Here is a 26,578-nt window from a genome sequence, read left to right on the forward strand (position 1 = left end):
GTTCCGCAGGCTCCATGGGCTCCGGGGGGACCGCGACGTCCGAGGTGCCCGCGGCGCCCGGGATGCGCGAACCTTCCGTGCGGCCCTCGGGCTTCCCGTACAAGCTGGTCGCGACCGACCTCGACGGAACGCTCCTGCGCTCCGACGGCTCCGTCTCCCGACGTACTCGTGAAGCGCTCGCCGCGGCCACCGCGGCGGGCGCCGCCCACATCGTCGTCACCGGCCGGGCCGTCCCCTGGACCCGCCACATCCTCGACGACCTCGGCTATTCGGGCCTGGCCGTCTGCGGCCAGGGCGCGCAGGTCTACGACGCCGGAGAGCACCGCCTGCTCACGGCCGTCACCCTGGACCGCCGGCTCGCGGCCGTGGCTTTGGCCAAGATCGAGGCGGCGGTCGGCCCTCTGCATCTGGCGGCCAGCCGGGCGGGCCTGGAGGGCGAGGTCCTCGTCGGCCCCGGCTACGCCCTGCAAGGTTCCCTCCCCACCACTGCGCTCACGGACGTGTCCGACCTCTGGGCCGCCCCGCTGAACAAGATCTACATACAGCACCCCACGCTGACCACCGACGAACTCGCCGAGGCCTCCCGCCAGGCCGCCGGCGGCTTCGTCTCCGTCGCCATGGCCGGCGAGGGCATCGTCGAACTTCTTCCCCTCGGTCTCAGCAAGGCCACCGGCCTCTCCCTCGCCGCCCGCCGCCTCGGCGCGAAGCGCGCCGACACCATCGCCTTCGGCGACATGCCCAACGACATCCCCATGTTCAACTGGTCCACCCACGGCGTAGCCATGGCCAACGCCCACGCCGACCTCAAGGCCATCGCCAACGAGGTGACCACCTCCAACGACGACGACGGCATCGCCGCGGTACTGGAACGCCTGCTCGCCTAGCCCTGAACGCACGCCCTACGACCAGCGCAAAACACACCGAGGGCGCCGCCCGACGCCACGGGGGACCGCTGGCCCCACGCGTAGCGGGCCGGACGAAGCCGACGCCACTGGGTGAGCCACGCGGTCGCCCCCACAGCGGACTGCGGGGGCTGCGCGGTGGCGGGGGCCGGGTCGCGATGAGGTCGTGCGGCAGCAGGGTGGAACAGACAGCGGTGAACTCGCGGCGCGGTAGCGGTTGGGGACGCAAGGCAGTGAAGCCGACCGGCGCCCATCGGGAGTGCTGCGCTCACCCACCCGGGCCGCCCACGCACACCTGGCGGCAGGGGCACCTTGCGGCAGGGGCGCCTCTCCGCCAACCGCGCGCCCTCAGGTGACGCCAGCACCTCTCGTCGGCCGACGAACAGAGCGAAAGAAACCCACCCCCGCCCAGCACCAACCCTCGCGCCCCTCAAGAACGCCCCTGCCGCAACAGAACCCGGGCGCCCCCTCCACTTACCCCCAGCCCAACAGCTCGGCCGAGTCACAGCGACAGCAAAACGGCGGAGGATGCACGAATCGAACGTGCGCGGGCAAAACCCGACCACGGCTTAGCAAGCCGGTGCCTTACCACTCGGCCAATCCTCCGGGTGGGCGGCCCACGCGAAGAATCGCGCGCTCGAAGCGGCCGCCCCGGGCAGCCCCCCGCTGGGGGACGGACTCTACGGAGGGGTAACTACTCCGGAGCCCGCCGTGGGCTGCCCTGCCGGGAACTCGACATACTGCGCCTGACGGACAGCATCGCCGGGCTCCTCTCCCAGTACGTGGCGCCGACTCGATCCGGCGGCCTGGACATCAACCACTCTGCCCCGCCGCCGAGTTGCTCGCCACCGAATTCCCCCGCACGAGGCGCCGCCCCCACAAGGGCAGTCACCGTCGGCGCCATCTGTGCCGCCGCGCCTTGCTGAAGAACCACCCGGCGGGCGGCTCGTCCGAGCGCCAAGGCTGAGGTTCAGGGGCCTCCCGCCGCCAACGCGCCGCGAGCATCCGGGCCCGGGCCGACGGTTCCGCCGCCTCGGCGTCCCGTATGAAGTCCTCGTCCAGAGCGATGTCGTCCCAAGCCGCGGGCCCTACGGCCGAACCGGCATCGGCGAGGCTTTCGGCGCCCCGTTCCGATCGGCTCCCGGATCCATCCCTGACGCCCGGTGCACCGTCGGAACCCGAATCCTTGTGACCGGCCCCGACACTCGCTCCCCCTGTGGCACCACCCTCGGCACCCTGTCCGGTCGAGGAGCCCGATCCGTCTCTGACCGTGCCGTCGGTCACCGCCCCCGGCACCTCGCCGCCCTCGGGCGACACCTCCGTTGCCATCCCCGTGCCTCCTGCCTCCTGGTCGCCCCTTCTGGCCGCCTGTCTCCGCTCGTTTTCCGCGGCCCACTCTGCCTGGACACGCGTGAAGCCCTGGTCAAGATCGAGAACGGATCGGCCTCCGGGGCTGAACGCCCCGGAGGGTTCCGTCACTCTTCGCCGGCCAGCTTCAACGTCCGCAGTTTCTGCCCCGCGTACCAGGTCGCGCCCGCGGTGACCACGATCAGCAGGACCACCGCGGTCGGCAGACCCACGTCGGACGTCACGAGACCGCCATCGGTGACTTTCTGGGCCACGGCGAGCGCCCACTGCTGCACGCTGAGCGTGCGTGCCCCGTCCACCAGAGAGCCGAAGAGCGTCTCCCAGACGAGCGCGTACACGAGTCCGAAGACGACCGCGTGCCGGGTAACCGTACCGAGGAGCAGGAACATGGCCGCGTACGCAATCGAGGCGACCAGCGCCGCCACCGTGTAGGCGACCGCGATCTGCTGTCCGTTGCCGTTCAGGATCAGGCCCGCGATCAGCGTCGGGACGGCCGAGAACGCCATGGTCACGGCGATGGCCACGATCAGCTTGGTGAAGATGATCGTCGGCCGCTTCACCGGCTTGGCCAGCAGATACACCACCGAGCCGTCGTCGATCTCCGGCCCGATCGCGCCCGTCCCGGCGATGACGCCGATGATCGGCACCATCGTGGCGAGAGCGAACCCGCCGAGGAGGTCCGAGGCAACCTGGTCGTCGGCGCCGCTCAGGGCGCGGACGGCCACCGAGAGCAGGATCAACAGGGCAGGAAGCGCACTGAGAATGAGGGCCCGACGGCGGCCGAGCAGAGCCCGGTAGGTGAGCCGGGCGACTGTGGGGTCGTACATCTTGGGCCTCCTACGCCGCGACGAGATACGAGAAGACGGACTCGAGCGACTCGTCCGACGGCGAGACCGTGAGCAGACGGATGCCGTGGTCCCGGGCCACCCTCGGCAACAGGGTCGTGAACCTGCCGAAGTCGACGGCCTGGATACGCAGGGCACCCTCGGCCAGGTCCACTTCGATCCCGGCGGTCGACGGGTCGGCGATCAGTGCGGCGGCCAGGGCACGGTCGTCGCTGGAGCGCACCAGATAGCGGTGCGGGCGGTCGGTCATCAGGCGGCGGATGCGCCGGAAGTCACCGCTCGCCGCATGCCGTCCGGCGACGATCACCTCGATGTGGGCCGCCAACTGCTCGACCTCTTCGAGGATGTGGGACGAGAACAGCACCGTGCGGCCCTCGTCGCCCATGCGCCGCAGCAGGTCCATGAGCTGCATGCGCTGGCGCGGGTCCATGCCGTTGAACGGCTCGTCCAGCAGAAGCAGGGACGGTTCGTGCACCAGCGCGGACGCCATCTTCACGCGCTGGCGCATGCCCTTGGAGTACGTGGAGATCTTGCGGTCCTGCGCGTACTCCATCTCCACCGTGGCCAGCGCCCGCTGGGCGGCCTTGGCCCCGAGGCCGTGCAACTCGGCGTTGGCGACGACGAATTCGCGACCTGTGAGGAAGTCGTACATCGCCTCGCGCTCGGGAACGATGCCGATGTGCTTGTAGATCTGCTCGTTGCGCCACACCGGCGTGCCGTCGAGCGTGACGGAGCCCGTGGAGGGGGCGAGGAAGCCGCCCATCATGTTGATGAGGGTGGACTTCCCGGCGCCGTTCGGGCCGAGCAGGCCGGTGACACCGGGGCCGATCGTCATCGTGACGTCGTTGACCGCCACCACGTTGCCGAACCAGCGTGAGACGTGGTCGATGTTGAGCGTGGTCACAGCCCGACCTTTCGGTAGCGGCGCATCAGCAGGCCGTAGGAGCCGGCGATGAGACCCAGGACGACGAGGACGTACAGGGCTCCCTGCCCGTCGGAGGGGCCGTGCCCGCCGGGGAAGGCGGAGGTGGCGCCCAGGAAGGCGGTCTGTACGCCGTCTATCAGCGTGATGGGCGAGAAGAACCCGAGCCAGGGCACCGCGTCCGAGCTGCTCTGCTCATTGGCGATGGCCTGGACCACGGACACCGCCCCGTAGGAGATGGTCAGGACGGCGATGACGGCCGCGATACCGAAGCCCCGCCGCGGGGTGACCGCCGAGATCACCAGGCCGATGCCGGCGAAGAGGAGCGACAGCAACGCCACGGACACCAGCCCCTGTGCCAATCCCTTGGTCTGGTCGGTGAAGTCGAGCTTGGCCAGCAGCGCGCCGATGTAGAGCACGAGCAGGGGCACCGCGGTGAGGATGAACAGTGCCGAGGTCAGCGCCGCGAACTTCGCGCGGACGTAGTCGGCGGTCTCGATCGGGCGTGAGAAGTACAGCGGGACCGTCTTGAAGCGCAGGTCGCGCGAGACGGACTGTGGTGCCTGGGAGGCGACATAGAGGCCGATGACGGCCTGCATGATGACCGCGTAGTCGGTGTACTTGATGGGAAGGTCGTTGGCCTGCGTGGCGACCGCGACGGCCACCATGATGGCCGCCGGCACGCACATCACCGCGAACAGCAGCATCGGCAGCACCTTGGACTTGGCCGAGCGGCCCAGTCCGTAGGCGCCCCGCAGGGACTGCGAGTACAGCGCGCGGCGGGCATAGGCGCGGCCGAGGCGGGGGCCGTCGTAGGAGCGGTATCCGATGTTGTGGATACGGCTCTGCTCGCCCGTGCGAGCGGGCTGTCCGGCGAGGGCCGATGCTGGTGCATCGTGCTGCTCAACCGCCATGGCCGACCGCCTCCTTCCCTGCGTCCTGGGCGCTGCGGGTGCCCGTCTGTTCGTCGTTGTCCTGGAAGACCTCGGCGATCTGGTGCCTGCGCTGCTCCATGCGGACGAGGCCGAGACCCAGGTCGGCGACGACGTCGCGGACCAGGTCGTAGGTCTCGTCCCCCTGGGCGGTGAGCAGCAGGATGTGCCCGGCTCCCGGGAGCCCGCCTCCTTCGGAGACGGTCACTCCGCGCGCGTGCAGTGCCTTGCGCAGAGCATCGGTGCCGTCGGGGTGTTCGTCGCTGTCGGTGACCTCGATCGCGAGGATCGCCGTGCTCTGGGTGAAGTCCCTGGTGGAACTGGACCGCAGGAGCTTGCCACCGTCGACCACGACGACGTGGTCGCAGGTCCGTTCCAACTCGCCGAGCAGATGCGAGGTGACGAGCACCGAGATGCCGAAGTCGGTGTGGATGCGGCGGATCAGGCCGAGCATCTCGTCCCGGCCGACCGGGTCCAGGCCGTTGGTCGGCTCGTCCAGGAAGACCAGCTGCGGGTCGTGCACCAGGGCCTGCGCGAGTTTCACCCGCTGTTTCATGCCCGTGGAGTAGCCGCCTATGGGGCGGTACCGCTCCTCGTACAGGCCGACGTGGCGCAGGGTGTCCGCGGTGCGCTCGCGCGCGGCGGTCGGTGGCAGTCCGGACATGCGGGCCATGTGCACGACGAACTCGGTGGCCGAGACGTCGGGCGGCAGGCAGTCGTGCTCCGGCATGTACCCCACGCGCTCGCGGATGGCGCCACCCTTGGTGGCGACGTCCAGGCCGAGCACCTCGGCACGGCCCTCCGAAGCGGGGGACAGACCCAGCAGGATTTTGATCAGTGTGGACTTGCCGGCGCCATTGGCACCGACGAGTCCCGTCACACCGGGTCCGATGTCCATGGAGAGCCGGTCAAGAGCGGTCACCCTCGGGAACCGCTTGCTCAGGCTTTCGGTCGCGATCACAGTCACGATCTAGACATTAGGACCACGGACCGCCGCCGTCGTCACCCCGCAGAGCTGTCTACGCGTCACCCTCTAGTCGTACGTGCCCGTAGGGGGTCTCCATCGCCAGGTCCCCTAGGGGTCGCCCTGAGGTCGAACGACCCGGCGAGGCCGCGCGCCACGAGCCGGTGGCCGTCATGCGTGGAACGACCGGCGTCGCCGTTTCGTGCCCGCCTTCCCCGTGCGTCTTCGCGCCCGTGTTCCAGCCTGTCCGTGCACATCCGTCCCGTGCGCATCCGACCTGTGCCCGCCCCTCTCGGGCCTGCTCGTCTCGTACTCGTCGGTTCTCCACAGTCCCGACCCACCCCATTGACTCAGCCACGAATCACTGTCACATTCGTTGGTGTCACGATGCCAACACGGACCGTAGCCGATGAGGACAAGTGAGGCAGGGACATGACCTCGGCACCAAAAGGCGGACTCACCGCAGAGCTGCGAGGGTTCCGGCAGGTCCAGACGCTCGCGTACGAGTGCGCCGAAGCGGTCGCGGCCCAGCTGAAGCCGGGCGTGACCGAGCGCGAAGCGGCCCGGATGCAGCGCCGCTGGCTGCGCGAGCGCGGGGTACGGGACTGGTTCCACCTGCCGTTCGCGTGGTTCGGCGACCGCACGGCGTTCGTGAACTTCCGCATACCGCTGCAGTTCTTCCCCACCGACCGCCGCCTCGAAGCGGGAATGCCCTTCATTCTCGACATGGCCCCCATATACAAGGGCCATACGGCGGACATCGGCTATTCGGGCTGCCTCGGCCCCAGCCCTCTGCACGACAAGCTGATGACGGACCTTCGAGCACACCGCGAGCTGATCCTGCGCGAGGTGCGCGAGCGCCGGTCGTTGCGCGAGATCTATGAGGACGTGGACCGGCTCATGGTCCGCCAGGGATATGCCAACCGGCATCGCGCCTACCCCTTCGGTGTCATCGCGCACAAGGTGGACCGGGTCACGGAACATCGCTGGTCACCCCATGTGTTCGGGTTCGGCGCGCGGGCGCTGAAGGGGCTGGCGGCCGACGCGCTGCGCGGGCACCGGGACGGCTGGTCGCCCCTGTGGTCGCCGTACCGGTTCTCCGATCACCCGCCCCGGCCGGGGCTGTGGGCGGTCGAGCCCCACCTCGGCTTCCGGGGCATGGGCGCGAAGTTCGAGGAGCTCCTCGTCGTCACCGATTCGGCAGAGGCCGAGGAGAGCGCGTTCTGGCTGGACGACGATCTACCGCACGTCCGGCGGTGGGCGGAGGAGAAGTGCCGATGACCGAAGGGGGAGACATGACGGGCGTGGTGACATGCGACGGCGCGCGGGAGCGTCGGGTGCGCGCGGACGGGGTCGAGCTGTGCGTCGCCGAGCTGGGCGACCCCGGGCAGCCGACCGTGCTGCTCGTGCACGGTTATCCCGACACCAAGGAAGTCTGGTCCGAGGTCGCCGTACGGCTGGCGGAGCACTTCCACGTGGTGCTGTACGACGTGCGCGGGCACGGCCTTTCGACGGCACCCGAGCCGTTGCGCGGCGGCTTCACCCTGGAGAAGCTGACGGACGACTTCCTGGCGGTCGCGGACGCGGTCAGTCCCGACCGCCCCGTCCACCTGGTGGGGCACGACTGGGGCTCCGTGCAGGGGTGGGAATTCGTGACCGTCGAGCGCACCGAGGGGCGCATCGCGTCCTTCACCTCGATGTCCGGTCCTTCCCTCGACCACATGGGGCACTGGATCAAACGGCGGCTGAAGCGCCCGACCCCGCGCCGGATCGGTCAACTCCTCGGTCAGAGCGCCAAGTCCTGGTACATCTACGTACTCCACACGCCTGTACTGCCCGAGCTCGCCTGGCGCGGTCCCCTCGGAAAGCACTGGCCCGGCATGGTCCGGCGGGCCGAGAAGCTGACCGGGGGCGGATACCCCCGTCCGTCGCTGCCCACGGACGCCGCGCACGGGGCATGGCTGTACCGGGACAACATGCGCACCCGGCTGGCCCACCCCCGTGACGACGCGTACGCCCACGCGCCCGTGCAGCTCATCACGCCCCTGGGCGACCAGTTCCTCTCCGAGCAGCTCAACGACGACCTGGAATCGTGGGCTCCGCAACTCATCCGCCGCACTCTGCCCGCCAAGCACTGGATCCCGCGTACACGCCCGGAGCAACTGACCTCCTGGATCGCCGAGTTCGTCACCGCGACCGAGGGCGGGCGCCCCGCCCCGGTGGCCACCGGGGCGTACACGGACCGGTTCGGTGGGCAGTTGGTGCTGGTCACGGGGGCGGCCGGCGGTATCGGGCGCGCCACCGCCTTCGCGTTCGCCGAGGCCGGAGCACGCGTCGTCGCCGTCGATCTCGACGCGGAAGGAGCGTCTCGCACCGCGGAGTTGTCCCGGTTGATCGGCGCGCCCGAGGCCTGGGCCGAGGTGGTCGACGTCTCGGACGAGCGAGCCATGGAGAAACTCGCCGAGAAGGTCGCCACCGAGTACGGCGTGGTCGACGTGTTGGTGAACAACGCGGGAGTCGGGCTGTCGGGATCCTTCCTCGACACCACTTCGGAGGACTGGCGGAAGGTCCTCGACGTGAACCTGTGGGGCGTGATCCACGGCTGTCGGCTGTTCGGCAGACAGATGGCCGAGCGCGGTCAAGGCGGCCATATCGTCAACACCGCCTCGGCCGCCGCGTATCTGCCCTCCAGATCACTGCCCGCGTACAGCACCTCCAAGGCGGCCGTCCTCATGCTGAGCGAGTGCCTGCGCGCGGAGCTGGCCGGTCAGGGCATCGGAGTGTCGGCGATCTGCCCCGGCATCGTCAACACCAACATCACCTCGACCGCGCGTTTCGTCGGCGTCGACTCCGAGGAGGAGAAGCGCCGGCAGCGGAAGACCGCGAAGCTGTACGGGCTGCGGAACTACCCGCCGGAGAAGGTCGCGGAAGCCGTTCTGCGCGCGGTCGTCCGCAATCAGGCGGTCGTCCCCGTCACCCCGGAAGCCCACGGCGGCCGCTTCCTGTCCAGGTTCGCCCCGCGGGCGCTGCGCGCACTCGCCCGACTGGAGCCACCACTGTGAGCCTTTGGGACGGCGGCACGGAACGAGCTTCATGGGGGCGCCCGGCGCACCTTCGGTTGGGAAGAGCAGGGCCGTGTCGGGTGTGAGCACACAGGCGGGATCGGCGTAGTCACCGGTGGCGGCCGGGCACGCACAGGAGAAAGGCACGAGGATGGTGAACGACGAATCCGCCGGGACCGCGTATCGCATCGAGGACCTGGCGAACCGCAGCGGCGCCACGGTCAGGACGATCCGCGCCTACCAGGACCGGGGTCTGCTCCCCCGTCCTGAGCGGCGCGGCCGGGCCAACGTGTATGCGGACACCCATCTGACCAGATTGCGCCAGATCGCCGACCTCCTCGACCGCGGCTACACGCTGGCCTCCATCAAGGAGCTTCTGGATGCCTGGGACACGGGCCGCGGCCTCGGCGGGGTGCTGGGCCTGGCCGCGGAGGTCGACGGACCGTGGACCGACGAGAAGGCCGTACGGATCTCACGGGCCGAGTTGGCCGAGCGATTCGGCGGTGCTCCGGACGAGGCGGCGGTGGCGGACGCCATCCGGCTGGGGGTGCTGGAGCAGGTACCCGGCGACGAGGACACCTTCCTCGTACCGAGCCCCCAAGAGCTGGCCGTGGCGGCCGAGTTGCATGGAGCCGGGGTGCCCCTGTCCGCGATCGCCGGTCATCTGCGGGAGTTGAGGGATCAGGTCGAGCACATCGCCGCCCGTTTCCTGGAGTTCACCACCGAGCATGTATTCGCTCGCTACATCGGCTCGCACCAGCCGCCGACCGAGGCGGACACGGTCGAGGCGGCGACGCTGGTCCGACGGCTACGCCCCCTCGCCCAGCAGGCCGTCGACGTCGAACTCGCGCGCGCGATGCGGCTGTTCGCGACCCGACACCTGCGTCGGCACCTCGATCCGGAAGCCGCCGTCGAACCGGCCGACGCGTCGCGTTCGGTCCGGATAACGGCATCCACGATGCGGGCCGTCGAGAGGCTGGTTGGGCCCGCGCACGCCTCCGCTTTCATCTCCGCGGCAGCCGAACGGGAGGTACAGTCACGCACCTTGGACGCTCTGGCGTCAAATAAGCCTGAAAGTAATGAACTAGCCTAATTACCCTATATTCGACGGATAGTTGTCCACAGAATTGTCAATTCCCCTGTGGATAACCTCACTTGGCTGTGGATCAAACATCCGGATCAAAATCACGTGCGTGACGCGGGTCTCGCCAGGCACGCTGGCGGGATGGACGAACGACGCACCGTGAGAGTGTCCAAGTACCTCTCCAAACACCTCCGCCACCAACCGGAGCGGATCGGGCTCACGCTCGACGAGAGCGGCTGGGTCAGGATCGACACCCTCATCGAGGCGGCCGCCACCCACGGCTTCCACTTCACCCGGGCGGAACTCGACCATGTGGTCGTAGCCAACGACAAGCAGCGCTTCGCCGTCGAGGGCGACCGGATCCGTGCCAGCCAGGGGCACACCGTCGACGTCGACCTCGGCTTGCCCCCGGCGACCCCGCCGCCGTACCTCTACCACGGGACCGTACCGGCCTTCCTCGGTGCGATCCGTGCCGAAGGCCTGCGCGCCATGAACCGCCACGACGTGCACCTCTCGTCCGATCGCGAGACCGCCACGCGCGTCGGCGCCCGTCGCGGCCGTCCCGTCGTGCTCTCGGTGGACGCGGGTGCCATGCACCGCGACGGCCACGTCTTCCGTGTCAGCGCCAACGGGGTCTGGCTGACCGAGGCGGTACCGCCCGAGTACCTGCGGTTCCCCGAGGCGCGCTGAGCGGAACCACCCGACGACTGCCCTTAGGGATCCTTGCAGAATGATCCTTTTGTGGCACGGTGGAGATGTATGTGATCCCGTCATTTGTGGGGTGTGACCATGGCGCGGCGGAAGCCGTGGGAGGTCGGTGACGAGCTGTGGGCGGTGGTCGAGCCGCTGCTGCCGAAGCATGAACGGCGGTTCCGGCACCCGGGGCGCAAGCGGATCGATGACCGCAAGACGCTGCAGGGTGTGCTGTTCGTCCTCTACACCGGAATCCAATGGGAGTACCTGCCGCAGGAGTTGGGGTTCGGTTCGGGTCCTACGTGCTGGCGGCGGCTGGCCGAATGGCAGCGCGCCGGGGTGTGGGAAGAACTCCAGCGCGTGCTGCTGGACCGGCTGCGGGCGGCGGACCGCCTGGACTTCTCCCGCGTCACCGTTGACGCCTCGCACGTGCAGGCCAAGCGGGGGCGAAGCAGCCCAAAAGTCGGTCCGAGCCCGGTTGACCGTGCACGGCCGGGCTCGAAGCACCACGTGCTGACCGACGCGCACGGCACCCCGCTGCGGGTCTCCCTGACCGGCGGCCACCGCAACGACGTCACCCAGCTCCTGCCGCTGGTCGACGGGCTGCCACCGGTGCGGGGCAAGCGGGGCCGGCCCCGGCGCAAGCCTGGGGCGTTGTATGCCGACCGCGGCTACGACCACGACATCTACCGCCGCCGTCTGCGCGAGCGCGGCATCGTTCCGAAGATCGCCCGGCGCGGTCAGCCACACGGCTCGGGCCTGGGCCGGGTGCGATGGGTTGCCGAGTCCGCCATCGCCTGGCTCCACGGCCCCCGCCGCTTACGGACCCGCTGGGAAGCCCGAGACGACATTCCTCCAGCTCGCCCACTGCATGACCCTCGCCCGCAAGCACCCAGCATTCTGAAAGGACCCCTTAGGCTCGACGCATGAGTCTGCGTCTGAGCACCGTGATCCTGCCGTACCTCCGTTGGCACGAGGGCGGCCGCGACAGCTGGCAGCGGGCCGAGCAGCTCGGGTTCCACACAGCGTTCACGTACGACCACCTGTCGTGGCGCACCTTCCGGGACGGGCCGTGGTTCGGCGCTGTGCCGACGCTGACCGCGGCAGCTGCCGTCACCGAACGTATGCGCCTCGGCACGCTCGTGACCTCCCCGAACTTCCGGCACCCGGTGACCCTCGCCAAGGAACTCATCTCCCTCGACGACATCTCGGGCGGCCGGGTCACCCTCGGCGTCGGCGCGGGCGGCACCGGCTTCGACGCCACCGCGCTCGGCCAGGAGCCATGGACGCCGCGTGAGCGCGCCGACCGCCTCGCCGAGTTCGTCCCCCTGCTCGACCGGCTGCTCACCGAGGACTCCGTCTCCTACGAGGGCGACCACTACTCCGCCCACGAGGCCCGCAACATCCCCGGCTGCGTCCAGCGCCCCCGGCTGCCCTTCGCGGTGGCCGCCAACGGGCCGCGCGGGATGCGGCTGGCCGCACGCTACGGACAGGCGTGGGTGACCACAGGGGACCCCAAACTGTTCGAGTCGGGCACCCCCGAACAGTCGGTTCAGGCCATTCGCGGCCAGGTCGAGAAGCTGGCCGACACGGCCGCCTCGCTCGGGCGTGACGCGTCCGGACTCGACAAGATCCTCCTCACGGGCTTCACCCCGGACCGCGGCCGACCGCTGGAGTCGCTGGACGCGTTCGTGGACTTCGCGGGCCGCCACGCGGAGCTGGGCGTCACCGACCTCGTGATCCACTGGCCGATCCCGGACTCGGACTTCGCCGCGGACGAGAAGGTCTTCGAGCGCATCGCCATGGAGGCACCGGCCCAGCTGGCCTGAGACCGCCACGCAGCGGTCACGGCCAGGTGTGCGCGACCCGCTCGCAGAAGCTCATGGACGGCGGCCGCCACCGTGTGGGCAGCCGACGGGCCGGGGCGGTGATCACTCACCTGTGCGACCACCCGCACGACCGTGCGCGCGTATGCGCGACAATGGGGCCCGTGACCTCAGCGACGAGACAGCCCGAGACCCCGGCCCCGACCGTCCCGCTCCGGCTGATAGCCACGGATCTCGACGGCACCCTGCTCCATGACGACAAGTCGGTCTCCTCCCGTACCGTCGCCGCCCTCGCGGCCGCGGAGGAAGCCGGCGTCGAGGTCTTCTTCGTGACCGGCCGGCCGGCCCGCTGGATGGACGTCGTCAGCGAACACGTGCACGGTCACGGTCTCGCGATCTGCGGAAACGGCGCCGCGGTGGTCGACCTGCACGGCGGCCCCGGCGCCCATCGTTTCGTCAAGGTCCGCGAACTGGTACGGGAGAACGCGCTCGACGCCGTACGGCTGCTGCGCGAGGCCGCGCCGGGCACGGTCTACGCGGTCGAGCAGACGTTCGGCTTCAACCAGGAGCCCGAGTATCCGAAACTCCACATGGAGATCCCCGACATCCTCGCCCCCGCCGAGAAACTGCTGGCCCCAGGTGGTGTGGCCGACGACGAGCCGGTGCTGAAGATCCTCGCGTACCACCCGTCGATCGACCCCGACGACTTCCTCGCCACCGCGCGTATCGCCGTCGGCGACCGTGCCACCATCACCCGCTCCAGTCCCAGCGCACTGCTGGAGATCAGCGGACCCGGAGTCTCCAAGGCCAGCACCCTCGCCCTGTGCTGCGCCGAGCGCGGCATCTCCCACGAGGAGGTCGTCGCCTTCGGTGACATGCCGAACGACGTCGAGATGCTCACCTGGGCCGGTCGGTCGTACGCCATGGGCAACGCGCATCCGGACGTCCTCGCGGCGGCCTCGGGCCGGACCGTGGCCAACAACGAGGACGGGGTGGCGGTCGTCATCGAGCGGCTGCTGGCGGAACGCCTGTAGCCGCTCGATGGCCGAGCCCACCAGCACCTAGCCGTCCACGACCGCCGGTGCCCACCGCCGTCCGCTCGGACCGCCGTATCGCCATGGGGCCGTGCCGCCGCTCCGCCGCGCCGTCCATGAGCGCCCCGTCGCCCGCGGCCGACCGACATCCGCCGCTCTCAGCAGCCGGCTACAGCTCCACGCCGTGGTCCCGCAGCCACGGCGCGGGGTCCACGCCGGACCCCAGCTCCGGGGTGACCCGCACCTCGAAATGCAGGTGCGGCCCGGTGGAGTTCCCGGTGGTGCCCGACTGGCCGATCCACTGTCCTGCCGTCACCCGCTGGCCCTGGTCGACGGTGACGGCGGCGAGGTGCGCGTACTGCGTGTAATAGCCGTCCGCGTGCTCCACGACGATCTGGATGCCGAAGGCACCCCCGCACGAGACCTTCACCACACGCCCCGCCCCGACCGCCCGCACGGGCGTACCGATCGGCACCGCGAAATCCTGCCCGGTGTGCTGACTGACCCAGCGCTCACCGCCGCTGCCGTATCCGGCGGAGAGTTCGTACGTGCCCACGGGCGCGACCCACGCGCTCGAAGGCACACCTTCCGGCTGATCCAGCCGGACGGCTCCCCGGCAGGCACCGGCCGCGACCGTCGCGTCGGCCTCTCCCTGGAGCGTCCACTGTGCCTCCTCGAGCTTCAGCTGGATCGCGCGCTTGATCCCCGCGAGTCCGGTCTTCCGCTCCTCCAGCGCCCGCCACGCCGCGGCGACCTTCGCCTCGTCCTCGGCGAGTCTCGCCTCCGCGCGACGATTCCTGCTCACGGCGTTGTTGACCGCCAGATCGGCCTGCCAGACGGCCCGCTGACCACGCATCACCTCCTCCGGATTCTCCGCCATCAGCATCTGCGCGGTGTACGGCACGCCACCTCCCTCCCGGTACTGGGCGCGCGCGATCCGGCCGAGGTCGGCGTTCAGCACCGCGATCTGCTTCCGCTCCCGCGCGAGCAGCTTCTCCAGCCGCCGCGCCTTCTTCTTCAGCGCTGCGGCCGCCCGCCGCCCCGCCTCGTACCGCTGTGTCGCCACCGCCGCTTCGTCGAACAGCCGCACCACCCGGGCGCTGAGCCCTGCCTCGCCGAGCGCACCCGCGGCCTGACCGCCGTCGCTGTCGGCCACCGTCGGCGGGGCATGGAAAACCGCCGCCGCGCACAGCAGCACGACGACGAACAGCGGGTTCCGGCGAGAGAAGCGCATGTCAGCGATCGTGGCCCGCCCCGGCGCCGCCGTCCTGTCCGAGTCGTACGTCTGGGGGACACGATGCCCCGGACGGGCCAAGAGGCTGGGCCGAACAGGGTTACTCCTGCGGCGTGTTCGGCGGGGAGACGTGCGGGCGTGGCCGGTCGTCGGCGTCGTCGCGGTCGGCCGCCCGACCGCGACTCGTCTCCACGGCGACAGGTGATGCGCAGGCTACGGCTCTCGGCGAAAAGCCCGCCGCGCCACCCGTTTCCCGACCCCGACGACGCGCTCAGACCCCGGCCGGCACCTCTCCCGCTGCCTCCCGCTCGACCATCGCCCGCAAGGGCCCGTCCGCAGCGACCAGTTCCGCGTAGATCCCACGCTGCACCACGCGTCCCTCCGCCAGCACGACGACCTCGTCCACGGCTTCCAGACCGGCCAGCCGATGGGTGATCAGCACAGTCGTACGGCCCTCGGTCGCGGACAGCAGGTCCGCGGTGAGCGCGTCGGCGGTCGGCAGGTCCAGGTGTTCCGCGGGCTCGTCGAGCACGAGGACGGGGAAGTCGGCCAACAGCGCGCGGGCGAGGGCAAGCCGCTGACGCTGGCCGCCGGACAGCCGCGCCCCGTGTTCACCGATCAAGGTGTCCAGCCCGGCGGGCAGTTCGTCGGCCCAGTCGAGCAGCCGCGCCCGCGCGAGCGCGTCCCGCAGCTCCGCCTCGCCCGCGTCCTTCCGAGCGAGCAGCAGGTTCTCCCGCACCGAGCTGTCGAAGAGGTGCGCGTCCTGGGCACAGAGCCCCACGTACCGCCTTACGGCATCTCCTTCGAGCGCGCACGCGTCCACGCCCCCCAACGTGTATGTCCCCGCCCGCGGGTCCAGGAAGCGCAGCAACACCTGTGCCAGCGTGGTCTTGCCTGCCCCCGAGACACCGACCACGGCGACCCTCTGCCCCTGTTCGAGGGTGAGATCCAGCCCGGCGAGCGCGTCCCGGTCCTGTCCGGCGTACCGCGCGCCGAGCCCTTCGAGCCGCAGCGGGAACGGTGACACCGGCGCCTCGGCCGGCTCCCGCGGTTCGCGTACGGGTTCGGGGGCGTCCAGCACCTCGTACACGCGCTCCGCGCTCCTGTGCACCCGCTGGCGGAACTGGACGGCCGACGGCATCCCCAGCACCGCCTCGAAGGCCGCCAGCGGGGTGAGCACGACGACGGCCATGGCCACACCGCTCAGCCGTCCGGTGACCACTGCCTGCACGCCGAGGAACGCGGTGGCGGCGACGGTGAGCCCGGAGACGAGCGCGGTGAGTCCGTCACCGAGGGCGGTCGCGGTGGCGGCGCGGGAGGTGATCCGGGTGAGCACCCGGTCGGCCTGCCGTGCCTCGGCGGTGCGCGTCGGCAGGGCGCCCGCGACCGTCAACTCGGCGGTGCCCGTGAGCAGATCGGCCACGCGGGTGGCGAGGACCCCGCGGGCCGGCGCCAGCCGGTGTTCCGCCCGCCGGGCGACGGCCCCGGTGACGAGGGGCACCCCGGCTCCGGCGGCGAGGAGCCCCACGGCGAGCGCGGCTCCGGCCTCGGGCAGCAGCCAGGCGGTGAACCCGACGGAGGCTGCGGAGACCGCCGTCGCGGCCCCCGCGGGAAGCAGCCAGCGCACCCAGTAGTCCTGCAGGGCGTCCACATCGGCAACCAGTCGCGAGAGCAGATCGCCCCGCCGGGTCGTCCGCAGCCCGGCGGGCGCCAGCCGCTCCAGTCGGCGGTAGACGGCCACCCTGGTGTCGGCCAGCATCCGCAGCACGGTGTCGTGCGACACCAGCCGCTCCGCGTACCGGAACACCGCCCGCCCGATCCCGAACGCCCTCGTCGCCGTCACCGCGACCATCAGGTACAGCACCGGTGGCTGCTGAGACGCCCGCGAGATCAACCACCCGGACGTCGCCATCAGACCGACGGCACTGCCCAGCGCGAGGCTGCCCAGCAACAGGGCGAGAGCGAGCCGGCCCCGGCGCGGCCCTGCCATGGCGCGGACGCGGCCGAGCAGACGTCGCCCGGGGGCGTCGGGCGTCGTGTCCGGGCGAGCCACCATGCTCCCTGCCCCGACTCCCGCCCTGGCCCCGAATCCGGCACCCGGCCCTCCTCCTGCCGATTCCGGGGGGCCACCCAGGACGGCGGTCTTCTCGTCCGTCCCCGCACCGGCGGCCCGCCCACCCGCCGTTTCGGGAACGCCGGTTTCCTGCAGCCCCTCGGCCGCCCGTCCCTCCAGCCGCACCACGCGGTCCGCCACCCCCAGCAGCGCCGGCCGGTGGACCACCAACAGGACGGTCCGTCCCACCGACAGCCGCCGTACCGCCTCCACGACCTCCGCCTCGGTCTCGCCGTCCAGCGAGGCCGTCGGTTCGTCGAGGAGCAGCACGGGCCGGTCGGCGAGGAAGGCACGGGCGAGGGCGAGCCGTTGCCGCTGTCCGGCGGAAAGTCCGGCGCCGTCCTCACCGAGGACCGTCTCGGCCCCATCGGACAACGCGTCCACGAACCCCAGTGCGCCCGCGTCGCCGAGCGCCCGCCGCACGGCCGTGTCGTCCGCGTCCGGCCGGGCCAGCCTGACGTTCTCGGCGATGGAGCCGGCGTACAGGTGGGGCCGCTGCGGCACCCAGGCGACACGCGAGCGCCATGCGTCCAGGTCGAGCGAGGCGAAATCGGCTCCCCCGACCCGAATCCCGCCCGTAGTCACCTCGGTGAAGCCCAGAAGGACATTCAGCAGCGTCGACTTACCCGCGCCGCTCGGCCCGACGAGAGCCACCGTCTCTCCGGAGCCCACGGTGAAGGACACGTCCGAGACGGCGTCGTACGAGCGCTCGGGGTAGCGGACGCTCACCCCGTCGAAGTGGATGCCGCCGACGGACGGCACCGCCCCCGTCCCGGACACCGGCACCGGGGTCTCCAGGACCTCGAAGATCTCCTCGGCGGCCGAGAGCCCCTCGGCCGCCGCGTGGAACTGGGCGCCTACCTGCCGGACCGGCAGGTACGCCTCGGGGGCCAGCACGAGGACGACCAGTCCGGTGTACAGGTCCATCTCGCCGTGCACGAGCCGCATGCCGATGGTGACCGCGACCAGGGCGACCGAGATGGTCGCAAGCAGCTCCAGCGCGAAGGACGACAGAAAGGCGATCCGCAGCGTGCGCATGGTCGCCTGCCGGTACTCACCGGTGATCCGCTTGATCGACTCGGCCTGGGCCTTGGCCCGGCCGAACACCTTGAGCGTAGGAAGCCCGGCGACGACGTCCAGGAAGTGCCCCGACAACTGGGACAGCAGCCTCCACTGGCGGTCCATCTGCGCGCGGGTGGCCCAGCCGATGAGCACCATGAAGACCGGAATCAGCGGGAGTGTGCCGACGATGATCGCCGCAGACACCCAGTCCTCGGTGACGATCCGTGCGAGCACCGCGACGGGCACGACGACGGCGAGGCCCAGCTGGGGCAGGTAGCGAGAGAAGTAGTCGTCGAGGGCGTCGACCCCCCGGGTGGCGAGGGCGACCAGCGAGCCGGTGCGCTGCCCACTCAGCCAGCCGGGTCCCAACTCGGTGGACCGCTCAAGCAGCCGCCCCCGTAGCTCCGACTTCACCGCCGCGCTCGCACGGTGAGCCGCCAGCTCGGTGAGCCAGGAGACCAGGTACCGTCCCAGCGCGACCGCCACCAGGAGCAGCAGGGGAGTACGGAGTTCACTGACCGGCATCCCGTACTGGAAGGCGCCGACCACCGCTTCCGCGATGAGCATGGCCTGTGCGATGACCAGCATCGCCCCGGCCACTCCCAGGCAGACGACCATCACCAGGAAGAAGCGGGTGGCGCGCGCGTACCGCAACAGTCGCGGGTCGATCGGTTTCACGTGAAACATCCCCTTCTCAGCGGGCATGTTTCACGTGAAACATGCCCCTTCAGCCCGAAGGAGGTGTGTTTCACGTGAAACATCGCCGACCACACCTCCACCGGGACTCAGTGCGCCGACTCGGCAAGGTGCTGCGTGCCGATCCGCTTACGGAACACCCAGTACGTCCAACCCTGGTAGAGCATCACGACCGGTGTGGCGATGGCCGCACACCACGTCATGATTTTCAGGGTGTACGGGCTGGACGAGGCGTTGGAGACCGTAAGGCTCCAGTCCTCGTTCAGCGAGGACGGCATGACGTTCGGGAAGAGCGTCAGGAAGAGCATCGCGACGGCAGCCACGATGGTGACCCCCGACAGGGCGAAGGCCCAGCCTTCACGCCCCGCTCGCACCGCCGCCAGCGCGGTCAGGAGTGCGGTGACCGCCACGGCCGCCGCGACCAGGGAGACGCCGTCACCCTTCTCGATCTGGGTCCAGAGCAGAAAGAGCAGCGCGAGCCCGGCCGTCACGGCACCGACGCGCAGCGCCAGCTTTCGTGCCCGCTCCCGGATGTCCCCCACGGTCTTGAGGCCGACGAACACCGTGCCGTGGAAGGTGAACAGCGTCAGCGTGACCAGACCGCCCAGCAAGGCGTAGGGGTTCAGCAGGTCGGCGAGACCGCCCACGTACTCGAAGTCACGGTCGATCTTCACTCCGCGCACGATGTTGGCGAAGGCCACGCCCCACAGGAACGCGGGGAGCAGCGAGGTCCAGAAGATCGCCGTCTCCCAGTTGCGCTGCCAGTTCTCCTCGGGCCGCTTCACCCGGTACTCGAAGGCGACGCCACGGACGATCAGGCAGACCAGGATGAGCAGCAGCGGCAGATAGAAGCCGGAGAAGAGCGTGGCGTACCACTCGGGGAAGGCGGCGAAGGTCGCGCCGCCCGCCGACAGCAACCACACCTCGTTGCCGTCCCAGACGGGACCGATGGTGTTGATGAGGACCCGCTTCTCCGGACGATTGCGGGCCAGCAGTTTGGTGAGGACACCGACCCCGAAGTCGAAGCCTTCGAGGAAGAAGTAGCCGATCCAGAGAACGGCGATGAGGACGAACCAGACGTCGTGAAGTTCCATGACTGTGCTCCCTTGGCCCGGTGCGGTCTAGTACGAGAAGGCCATCGGCTTGTCGGCGTCGCGGGAGTCGCCGCCGATCTTCGTGGGCGGGTTGAGGTCGGCCTCCGTCAGCTCCGGCGGCCCTGCCTTGACGTACTTCACGAGCAGCTTCACCTCGACGACGGCGAGGATGGCGTACAGGGCGGTGAAGACGAGCATCGAGGTGATGATCTCGCCCTGGGAGACACCGGGGGAGACCGCGTCCTCGGTGCGCAGCACGCCGTAGACGACCCAGGGCTGGCGGCCCATCTCGGTGAAGATCCAGCCCCAGGAGCTGGCGATCAGCGGAAAGCCCAGGGTCAGGACGGCGATGCGCCAGTACCACTTGGTGAGAGTCGGGCTCAGGGCCTTCTTCGGCAGCAGCACGAGATGGGGCACCTCGTCGTCGCCGACCCGCAGGTGCTGCGGCAACAGGAACTTCCGGCGGGTGAGCCAGAGTCCGACCGCGCCGTTCGCGACGGAGGCCATTCCGAAGCCGATCATCCAGCGGAAGCCCCAGTAGGCGACGGGAATGTTGGGGCGGTAGTCGCCGGGTCCGTACTTCTCCTGCTCGGCCTTGTTGACGTCGTTGATGCCGGGGACGTACGAGTCGAAGTCGTCGTTGGCGAGGAAGGACAACAGGCCGGGGATCTCGATGGCGACCTTGTTGTGTCCCTCGTCGACGTCGCCGTAGGCGAAGACGGAGAAGGGCGCGGGCGCCTCGCCGTCCCACAGGGCCTCGGCGGCGGCCATCTTCATCGGCTGCTGCTTGAACATGACCTTTCCGAGCAGGTCGCCGCTGATCGCGGTGAGCATGCCGGCGATCACCACGGTGACCAGGCCGAGTCGTAGCGAGGTCTTCATCACCGGGATGTGCTTCTTGCGGGCCAGGTGGAAGGCGGCGATGCCGACCATGAAGGCCCCGCCGGCGAGGAATGCCGCCGAGAGGGTGTGGAAGACCTGGGTGAGCGTGGTGTTCTGGGTCAGGACGAGCCAGAAGTCGGTCAGCTCGGCCCGGCCCTTGGCCTCGTTGATCCGATAGCCCACGGGGTGCTGCATCCATGAGTTGGCCGCGAGGATGAAGTACGCCGACAGGATCGTGCCGATGGAAACCATCCAGATGCAGGCCAGATGGATCTTCTGCGGAAGCTTGTCCCAGCCGAAGATCCACAGCCCGATGAAGGTGGACTCGAAGAAGAAGGCGATCAGCGCCTCGAAGGCGAGCGGGGCACCGAAGACATCACCGACGAAGCGGGAGTAGTCGGACCAGTTCATGCCGAACTGGAATTCCTGCACGATGCCGGTGACGACGCCCATCGCGATGTTGATCAGAAATAGCTTGCCCCAGAACTTGGTGGCCTTGAGGTACTTCTCGTTCCCCGAGCGCACCCACGCGGTCTGCAGGCCGGCGGTGAGCGCGGCGAGCGAGATCGTGAGCGGGACGAAGAGGAAGTGATAGACGGTCGTGATACCGAACTGCCAGCGCGCCAGGGTCTCCGGCGCCAGAGCGAGGTCCACGTCTTCTCCTTCCATGCCGTGGCACTGCGGCAGTTCGCCCCGCCTGTCACGTACATCTCAGGACAACCGGGACGAGCTTGTGAATGCATTCACATTCACAAGCAAGTATGACGCATGCCCGTTCGAGAAGGGAGTGGGGGGTGCCCATAAGCAGGGGGTCCGGAGAAAAGATCTCCGAACCCCCTGGTCAGAAGCCTCTGACGACCCCTAGAGCTCCTTGGTGAACGTCTCCGTCACCTTCAGGAGGATGTCGTTCGCCTCGGTCTCGCCGATCGTCACCCGTACGCCCTCCCCGGGGAAGGGCCGCACGACGACACCGGCCTGCTCGCACGCACCGGCGAACTCGACCGTGCGCTCCCCCAGCCGCAGCCACACGAAGTTGGCCTGAGTGTCCGGCACCGTCCACCCCTGGCCACGCAGCGCCTCGACGACCCGGTTGCGCTCACAGACCAGCGAACCGACCCGGCCGAGCAGCGCGTCCTCGGCACGCAGCGAGGCGACCGCGGCGTCCTGTGCGAGTTGGCTCACACCGAACGGCACGGCCGTCTTGCGCAGGGCGGCCGCCACCGGCTCATGAGCGATCGCGAATCCCACCCGGAGACCCGCGAGGCCGTACGCCTTGGAGAAGGTGCGCAGCACACAGACGTTCGGCCGCTCCCGGTAGAACTCGACACCGTCCGGCACCTCGACATCCCGTACGAACTCTCGGTACGCCTCGTCCAGCACCACCAGCACATCACTGGGAACCTGGTCGAGGAACCGCTCCAGCTCGGCCCTGCGTACCGCCGTCCCCGTCGGGTTGTTCGGGTTGCAGACGAAAATCAGCCGGGTCCGGTCGGTGATCGCGCCCGCCATCGCGTCCAGGTCGTGAACATCGCCCGGCGTCAACGGCACCTGCACGGACGTGGCCCCACTGATCTGCGTGATGATCGGGTACGCCTCGAACGACCGCCAGGCGTAGATCACCTCGTCCCCGGGCCCCGAGGTCGCCTGCAGCAGCTGCTGGGCGACACCGACCGAGCCGGTGCCCGTCGCCAGATCCGTGACCGGCACGCCGAAGCGGTCCGCGAGCTCGTTCACGAGCCCCGTGCACGCCATGTCCGGGTACCGGTTGAAGGACGCTGCCGAGCCCGTCACGGTCTCCAGCACGCCGGGCAGCGGCGGATAGGGGTTCTCGTTGGAGGACAGCTTGTACGCCACCGGGCCGCCCGCCGCGGCCGGCTTGCCGGGCTTGTAGGTGGGGATACCCTCCAGCTCGGCTCGCAGCTTGGGGCTCGTCTCGCTCACCGCAGTCCTCCTCGTCGACGTAATGCTTCTCACCTTATGAGGATTCGGTGCCCCTGCGAATGGCCTGTGGGCAACCGCGTCCGTCCTGTGTCCCCACCTCGGACGCCCCATCCGCCCCACGGGCATCAGCGCACGAAGGTGTACGAACTAGGGGGCGCACTGCTTCCGAGCGCACGCGCCGGTGGCTCACGCCGTAGCGCGCATCACCCGTGCAGGTGAGTTGAGACCTCTTCGAAACATCAGCTACTTGGCAGGCCCATGCGCGCCGACAAGTCACGTACTGGCGTCTGAACGTGCAACTCCCTTGCAATGCAAGGAATTTGACCCCCTATGACCATGCAGAAACGTGCCTGTCAACGAGTGCATATGCGTCCGCACTACCCCACCGCAAGAGCCCTACTATCGGCTCGCCATGACAGCAGCAGGGAAGCACCAGGTGAGCCGCGCGGAAACTCCCCGCCGAGGCAGCCGGTCAGGCCGGGCGGGCATCCGGGACGTGGCCGCCGCCGCCGGAGTCTCCATCACGACCGTTTCCGACGCCCTCAACGGCAAGGGCCGGCTCCCGGACGCCACCCGACGCCATGTACGCGAGGTCGCCGACCGACTTGGCTACCGCCCCTCGGCGGCGGCCCGAACCCTCAGAACCGGCAAGTCCGGCCTCATCGGCCTGACGGTGACCACGTACGGGGATGAACCTTTCACCTTCACCGAGTTCGCGTACTTCGCGGAAATGGCGCGGGCCGCCACATCGGCCGCGCTGGCCCGGGGCTACGCCCTGGTCATCCTCCCCGCGACCTCGCGGCACGACGTGTGGTCGAACGTCGCCCTGGACGGCACGGTGGTCATCGACCCCTCCGACCACGACCCGGTGGTCAGCGAACTGGTCCGCCAGGGCTTACCGGTCGTCTCCGACGGCCGTCCGGCCGGCACCCTGCCGGTGACCGCCTGGGTCGACAACGACCACGAGGCCGCCGTCCTCGGCATCCTCGACCACCTGGCCGACTCGGGTGCCCGCCGGATCGGACTCCTCACCGGCACGACGACGGACACGTACACCCATCTCTCCACCACCGCATACCTGCGCTGGTGCGAGCGTGTGGGCCAGGATCCGGTGTACGAGGCCTATCCGGCGCACGATCCGTGCGCGGGGGCCGTCGCCGCCGATCGGCTGCTGGCCCGCCCGGACCGCCCGGACGCGGTCTACGGCCTCTTCGACCCGAACGGCACCGATCTGCTGGCCGCCGCCCGGCGGTACGGTCTGCGCGTCCCCGAGGACCTGCTGCTCGTCTGCTGCAGCGAGTCCACCGTGTACGCGACAACCGAGCCCCCGATCACCACGCTCTCGCTCAGGCCGCGCAGGATCGGCACCGCCGTGGTCCAGCTCCTCATCGACGCCATCGAAGGGGTCGAATCCGACCAACCGGTCGAGCAGGTGATACCGACGGAACTGATCGTTCGGACCTCCTCCGAGCGGCGTCCGCCGCGTACGACGGTCAGTCCGCCGCGGTCACCCGAAGAGGGTTGACGCCCGAACTGAGGATCCGAACGGGAATTGGGCGGGGAGAGCCCCGCCCAATTCGGGAGAAAACCGCGGTGAACTGGGGCCCTGCGCCATTTCACCACCCCTGGGTCATCACATGGCGCGATCCGCATTCCTATGATGGGCGCACACACCGGCGGGCCGCTGCGACCAGGCAGTCCGATGCGGTGCAGATGCGGGCGATGGTGGTGGAGGGGTCGATGACGCAGGGGGCCGGTCAGGGACCCGAGGTGCGGACGCCGACGGTGCGCGATTTCCGTGTGCCCGCGTACGTCCACGAGGCCGGTCCGTACGGACAGACCACAGAAGCCGGTGAGGCCTCCAGGCCCGCCGAGGAACCCGAGGGCTACCCGGAGGGGTACACCCCGACCCAGCGCGACCTGCCGGTGATCAACCGGGGTGACACGCTGCAGGTCGTGATCGACCCGGAGGACGCGGTGGCGGAGCAGCCCTCCGCCCGGCCGGGCCCCCTCTTCGTCGTCGGAGACGTCCACGGCTATCTCGACGAGCTCCTAGCGGCGCTCCACGAGAAGGGGCTCGTCGACGACGCGGGCAACTGGTCGGCGGGCACCGCCCGGCTCTGGTTCCTCGGTGACTTCACCGACCGGGGCCCGGACGGCATCGGCGTCATCGACCTCGTGATGCGCCTGTCCGCCGAGGCGGCCGCCGCCGGCGGCTACTGCAAGGCCCTCATGGGCAACCACGAGCTGCTGCTGCTCGGCGCCAAGCGGTTCGGCGACACCCCCGTCAACTCCGGCGCGGGCACCGCCACCTTCCAGGCCGCCTGGCTTCTCAACGGCGGCCAGAAGACCGACATGGACCGCCTCCAGGATCACCACCTCCAGTGGATGGCCCGCCTGGACGCCATGGAGGAGGTCGACGGCCACCTCCTGGTGCACTCCGACACCACCGCCTACCGCGACTACGGCGACTCCATCGAGGCCGTCAACGACACCGTCCGCGAGACGATCACGCGCAACGACCCGGATGAGGTCTGGGACCTCTTCCGCAAGTTCACCCGGCGCTTCTCCTTCCGTGACGAGGGCGGCGCCGAGGCCGTGCGCTCGCTCCTGGAGACCTACGGCGGCACCCGCATCGTGCACGGACACAGTCCCATTCCGTACCTCCTGGGCGAGGTCGGCTCGGAGGACGGCGAGGACGGCACGGGCCCCTCGGTCGACGGACCGTACACCTATGCGGGCGGTCTGGCCGTCGCCATGGACGGTGGCGTGACCATGGCCGGAAAGCTGCTGGTCCAGGAACTCCCCTTGCGTACCTGAGCCGTCGGCGGGCAGGCGTGGGACGGCAGCGGACTTCGCCGGCCGGGGGCCAATTTCTTCAAACCCCCTGTCACCGCCCGCCGTCACCGCTCTACCATCGGCTTATCCGTAGCAGGCTCCCCTCCGTTTCTGCCCGACGGCTCGTCAGCATGCCGAGCCACAAGCCCTACGGAGCATCGGGGGATGCACATGAACAGCGTTCCGCAGCACCTGCTCAGTGAGGACCGCCAGGAGTTCGAGCGGATCCTCGGCGAGGTGCTGCGCTCCGCACCACACCGCCCGGAATTCGCCGCCGGCCTCCAGCGGCTCAACACCGAACAGCTGCGCACGATGGCGCTCAACGCCACGGCCATCATCACGGCCGCCGCGGCGACCGAATACCAGTACTACGTGAAGGTCCGCGACGAATTCCGCAGCCCGTCGGTGGCGACGCCCGCCCATGAGGGGACGGCGTCCGGCACCGGCGAACCGGACGGCACCGCCGTAGGCCTCGCGGCCACCGTGGGCGAGGTCACCGAGGCCGTCGGCGCGGGCGCCGGTGCCATCGCCGCGGTGCTCGCCCCCGTCCTCGCCGGAACCGCCGCGGTGCTCTTCCTGCTCGTGGGATACGTCATGAAGGCGCTCGACCCCGAACGGGCGATCGCCGAGACCCTGCTCACCACGGGGTGGGTCTTCGGCGCGGTCACCGCGGCGGCGATCCTGGTGGCCGCCGTCGGCCTCCTGCTCACCGCCCTGCGCAACAACGCCACCGCCCTCCTGGACGGCGGGGCCCGCAGCGAGTTGAACGAGGAGGTGACCCGGGCCCGGGAAGCCTGGCGCGAGACGCTGCTGGAGCGCGGCATCCTGCCGTTTCTCCGCGACGCCCTCGCCAACCCGAGCCCGGCACTGCTGAACGAGCCGGACCGACCGGCCCCGCCCAGCCGCATGCCGCACCTCGGCTACAACCGCCCGAGCTTCAGCAGCAGCCCGGACAGCGGCAGCTCACGCTCCCGCCCCAGCTACAGCAGCCCGGACTTCTCCAGCCCGGACTTCGGCGGGCCGGAACACCAGCCCGAGTAGGACCGCCCGGCCGCCGTCCCGGACACCGGCCGGCGCCGGTGCCCA

20 protein-coding genes, 1 tRNA gene and 1 pseudogene are annotated in these 26,578 nt (G+C 69.9%); 11 read left to right on the forward strand and 11 right to left on the reverse strand.

Translation table 11 applies throughout. The features are described 5' to 3' along the window. The first annotated feature begins 62 nt into the window (after positions 1-62). Positions 63-884, forward strand: a complete 822-nt coding sequence (locus tag STRBO_RS0139395) for an HAD family hydrolase (protein WP_005482875.1) — start codon at positions 63-65, stop codon at positions 882-884. A 540-nt stretch (positions 885-1,424) separates the two neighbouring features. Here STRBO_RS0139395 and STRBO_RS0139400 read toward each other — a convergent pair. The 6 genes from STRBO_RS0139400 to STRBO_RS0139420 form a co-directional block, all read right to left on the reverse strand. Continuing rightward, positions 1,425-1,508, reverse strand: a tRNA-Ser gene (locus STRBO_RS0139400). A gap of 282 nt (positions 1,509-1,790) precedes the next feature. Continuing rightward, positions 1,791-2,231, reverse strand: coding sequence for an SGM_3592 family protein (locus STRBO_RS46150; RefSeq protein WP_483414624.1), 441 nt, complete (start codon positions 2,229-2,231; stop codon positions 1,791-1,793). Between the two features lie 146 nt (positions 2,232-2,377). After that, positions 2,378-3,097 (reverse strand): ABC transporter permease, encoded by a 720-nt coding sequence (locus tag STRBO_RS0139405; RefSeq protein ID WP_005482878.1) that lies wholly within the window; start codon positions 3,095-3,097, stop codon positions 2,378-2,380. Positions 3,098-3,107: 10 nt separating this feature from the next. Next, the gene (locus tag STRBO_RS0139410; protein ID WP_005482879.1) at positions 3,108-4,019 is read right to left on the reverse strand and encodes an ABC transporter ATP-binding protein; all 912 of its coding nucleotides are present in this window, start codon (positions 4,017-4,019) and stop codon (positions 3,108-3,110) included. Then, a complete protein-coding gene (locus tag STRBO_RS0139415; protein ID WP_005482881.1) occupies positions 4,016-4,951 on the reverse strand; it encodes an ABC transporter permease subunit in 936 nt (311 codons plus the stop codon). Before STRBO_RS0139415 ends, STRBO_RS0139410 begins: the two co-directional genes overlap by 4 nt. Continuing rightward, entirely contained in the window at positions 4,941-5,930 is a 990-nt protein-coding gene (locus STRBO_RS0139420; protein ID WP_005482883.1) for an ABC transporter ATP-binding protein, read from the reverse strand. Before STRBO_RS0139420 ends, STRBO_RS0139415 begins: the two co-directional genes overlap by 11 nt. Positions 5,931-6,365: 435 nt before the next feature. Here STRBO_RS0139420 and STRBO_RS0139425 point away from each other — a divergent pair, with 435 nt between their 5' ends. From STRBO_RS0139425 to STRBO_RS0139455, 7 genes and pseudogenes are all read left to right on the forward strand, one after another. Further along, positions 6,366-7,214 (forward strand): M24 family metallopeptidase, encoded by an 849-nt coding sequence (locus STRBO_RS0139425; protein ID WP_005482885.1) that lies wholly within the window; start codon positions 6,366-6,368, stop codon positions 7,212-7,214. After that, positions 7,211-8,995, forward strand: coding sequence for an SDR family oxidoreductase (locus STRBO_RS0139430; protein ID WP_005482887.1), 1,785 nt, complete (start codon positions 7,211-7,213; stop codon positions 8,993-8,995). The genes STRBO_RS0139425 and STRBO_RS0139430 overlap by 4 nt, the downstream gene beginning before the upstream one ends. A 151-nt stretch (positions 8,996-9,146) precedes the next feature. Further along, positions 9,147-10,088 carry a MerR family transcriptional regulator gene (locus tag STRBO_RS0139435; protein WP_020115808.1) on the forward strand — a complete coding sequence of 314 codons (942 nt, stop codon included), beginning with the start codon at positions 9,147-9,149 and terminating at the stop codon, positions 10,086-10,088. Positions 10,089-10,220: 132 nt separating this feature from the next. Then, positions 10,221-10,769, forward strand: a complete 549-nt coding sequence (locus STRBO_RS0139440) for an RNA 2'-phosphotransferase (RefSeq protein WP_020115809.1) — start codon at positions 10,221-10,223, stop codon at positions 10,767-10,769. A 99-nt stretch (positions 10,770-10,868) separates the two neighbouring features. Next, a pseudogene (locus tag STRBO_RS40860) lies at positions 10,869-11,676 on the forward strand (IS5 family transposase). 22 nt (positions 11,677-11,698) lie between these two features. After that, positions 11,699-12,601 (forward strand): LLM class flavin-dependent oxidoreductase, encoded by a 903-nt coding sequence (locus tag STRBO_RS0139450; protein WP_005482894.1) that lies wholly within the window; start codon positions 11,699-11,701, stop codon positions 12,599-12,601. Between the two features lie 161 nt (positions 12,602-12,762). Next, a complete protein-coding gene (locus STRBO_RS0139455) occupies positions 12,763-13,632 on the forward strand; it encodes an HAD family hydrolase (protein WP_020115810.1) in 870 nt (289 codons plus the stop codon). Between the two features lie 169 nt (positions 13,633-13,801). Here STRBO_RS0139455 and STRBO_RS0139460 read toward each other — a convergent pair whose 3' ends face one another. The 5 genes from STRBO_RS0139460 to hisC form a co-directional block, all read right to left on the reverse strand. Further along, positions 13,802-14,866, reverse strand: a complete 1,065-nt coding sequence (locus tag STRBO_RS0139460; RefSeq protein ID WP_020115811.1) for a M23 family metallopeptidase — start codon at positions 14,864-14,866, stop codon at positions 13,802-13,804. Between the two features lie 271 nt (positions 14,867-15,137). Continuing rightward, positions 15,138-18,728 carry a thiol reductant ABC exporter subunit CydD gene (cydD, locus tag STRBO_RS0139465; RefSeq protein ID WP_005482899.1) on the reverse strand — a complete coding sequence of 1,197 codons (3,591 nt, stop codon included), beginning with the start codon at positions 18,726-18,728 and terminating at the stop codon, positions 15,138-15,140. A 98-nt stretch (positions 18,729-18,826) separates the two neighbouring features. Further along, positions 18,827-19,831: a cytochrome d ubiquinol oxidase subunit II gene (gene cydB, locus STRBO_RS0139470; protein WP_005482901.1), complete on the reverse strand. Its 1,005-nt coding sequence runs from the start codon at positions 19,829-19,831 to the stop codon at positions 18,827-18,829. 27 nt (positions 19,832-19,858) lie between these two features. Then, entirely contained in the window at positions 19,859-21,367 is a 1,509-nt protein-coding gene (locus tag STRBO_RS0139475; RefSeq protein WP_020115812.1) for a cytochrome ubiquinol oxidase subunit I, read from the reverse strand. Positions 21,368-21,574: 207 nt separating this feature from the next. After that, the gene (hisC, locus tag STRBO_RS0139480) at positions 21,575-22,654 is read right to left on the reverse strand and encodes a histidinol-phosphate transaminase (protein ID WP_005482904.1); all 1,080 of its coding nucleotides are present in this window, start codon (positions 22,652-22,654) and stop codon (positions 21,575-21,577) included. A gap of 412 nt (positions 22,655-23,066) precedes the next feature. On the opposite strand from hisC, the gene STRBO_RS0139485 reads away from it, so the two are divergent. The 3 genes from STRBO_RS0139485 (at position 23,067) to STRBO_RS0139495 (ending at position 26,533) form a co-directional block, all read left to right on the forward strand. Next, positions 23,067-24,179, forward strand: coding sequence for a LacI family DNA-binding transcriptional regulator (locus STRBO_RS0139485; protein ID WP_078531534.1), 1,113 nt, complete (start codon positions 23,067-23,069; stop codon positions 24,177-24,179). A 200-nt stretch (positions 24,180-24,379) separates the two neighbouring features. Then, a complete protein-coding gene (locus STRBO_RS0139490) occupies positions 24,380-25,474 on the forward strand; it encodes a metallophosphoesterase family protein (protein WP_086016351.1) in 1,095 nt (364 codons plus the stop codon). A 183-nt stretch (positions 25,475-25,657) separates the two neighbouring features. After that, complete coding sequence (locus STRBO_RS0139495; RefSeq protein ID WP_005482907.1) at positions 25,658-26,533, forward strand: hypothetical protein; 876 nt, start codon at positions 25,658-25,660, stop codon at positions 26,531-26,533. The last annotated feature ends 45 nt before the right edge of the window (positions 26,534-26,578 follow it).

This window comes from Streptomyces bottropensis ATCC 25435, from assembly GCF_000383595.1.
GTDB lineage: Bacteria > Actinomycetota > Actinomycetes > Streptomycetales > Streptomycetaceae > Streptomyces > Streptomyces bottropensis.

What these genes read in the sequence shown, in the direction of transcription:
- STRBO_RS0139450 (WP_005482894.1), top strand. Translation starts at nt 11,699, where the DNA reads ATGAGTCTGCGTCTGAGCACCGTGATCCTGCCGTACCTCCGTTGGCAC.
- STRBO_RS0139435 (WP_020115808.1), top strand. Translation starts at nt 9,147, where the DNA reads ATGGTGAACGACGAATCCGCCGGGACCGCGTATCGCATCGAGGACCTG.
- STRBO_RS0139425 (WP_005482885.1), top strand. Translation starts at nt 6,366, where the DNA reads ATGACCTCGGCACCAAAAGGCGGACTCACCGCAGAGCTGCGAGGGTTC.
- STRBO_RS0139485 (WP_078531534.1), top strand. Translation starts at nt 23,067, where the DNA reads ATGACAGCAGCAGGGAAGCACCAGGTGAGCCGCGCGGAAACTCCCCGC.
- STRBO_RS0139415 (WP_005482881.1), bottom strand. Translation starts at nt 4,951, where the DNA reads ATGGCGGTTGAGCAGCACGATGCACCAGCATCGGCCCTCGCCGGACAG.
- cydD (WP_005482899.1), bottom strand. Translation starts at nt 18,728, where the DNA reads ATGTTTCACGTGAAACCGATCGACCCGCGACTGTTGCGGTACGCGCGC.
- STRBO_RS46150 (WP_483414624.1), bottom strand. Translation starts at nt 2,231, where the DNA reads ATGGCAACGGAGGTGTCGCCCGAGGGCGGCGAGGTGCCGGGGGCGGTG.
- STRBO_RS0139395 (WP_005482875.1), top strand. Translation starts at nt 63, where the DNA reads ATGCGCGAACCTTCCGTGCGGCCCTCGGGCTTCCCGTACAAGCTGGTC.
- STRBO_RS0139430 (WP_005482887.1), top strand. Translation starts at nt 7,211, where the DNA reads ATGACCGAAGGGGGAGACATGACGGGCGTGGTGACATGCGACGGCGCG.
- STRBO_RS0139405 (WP_005482878.1), bottom strand. Translation starts at nt 3,097, where the DNA reads ATGTACGACCCCACAGTCGCCCGGCTCACCTACCGGGCTCTGCTCGGC.
- STRBO_RS0139495 (WP_005482907.1), top strand. Translation starts at nt 25,658, where the DNA reads ATGCACATGAACAGCGTTCCGCAGCACCTGCTCAGTGAGGACCGCCAG.
- cydB (WP_005482901.1), bottom strand. Translation starts at nt 19,831, where the DNA reads ATGGAACTTCACGACGTCTGGTTCGTCCTCATCGCCGTTCTCTGGATC.
- STRBO_RS0139460 (WP_020115811.1), bottom strand. Translation starts at nt 14,866, where the DNA reads ATGCGCTTCTCTCGCCGGAACCCGCTGTTCGTCGTCGTGCTGCTGTGC.
- STRBO_RS0139440 (WP_020115809.1), top strand. Translation starts at nt 10,221, where the DNA reads ATGGACGAACGACGCACCGTGAGAGTGTCCAAGTACCTCTCCAAACAC.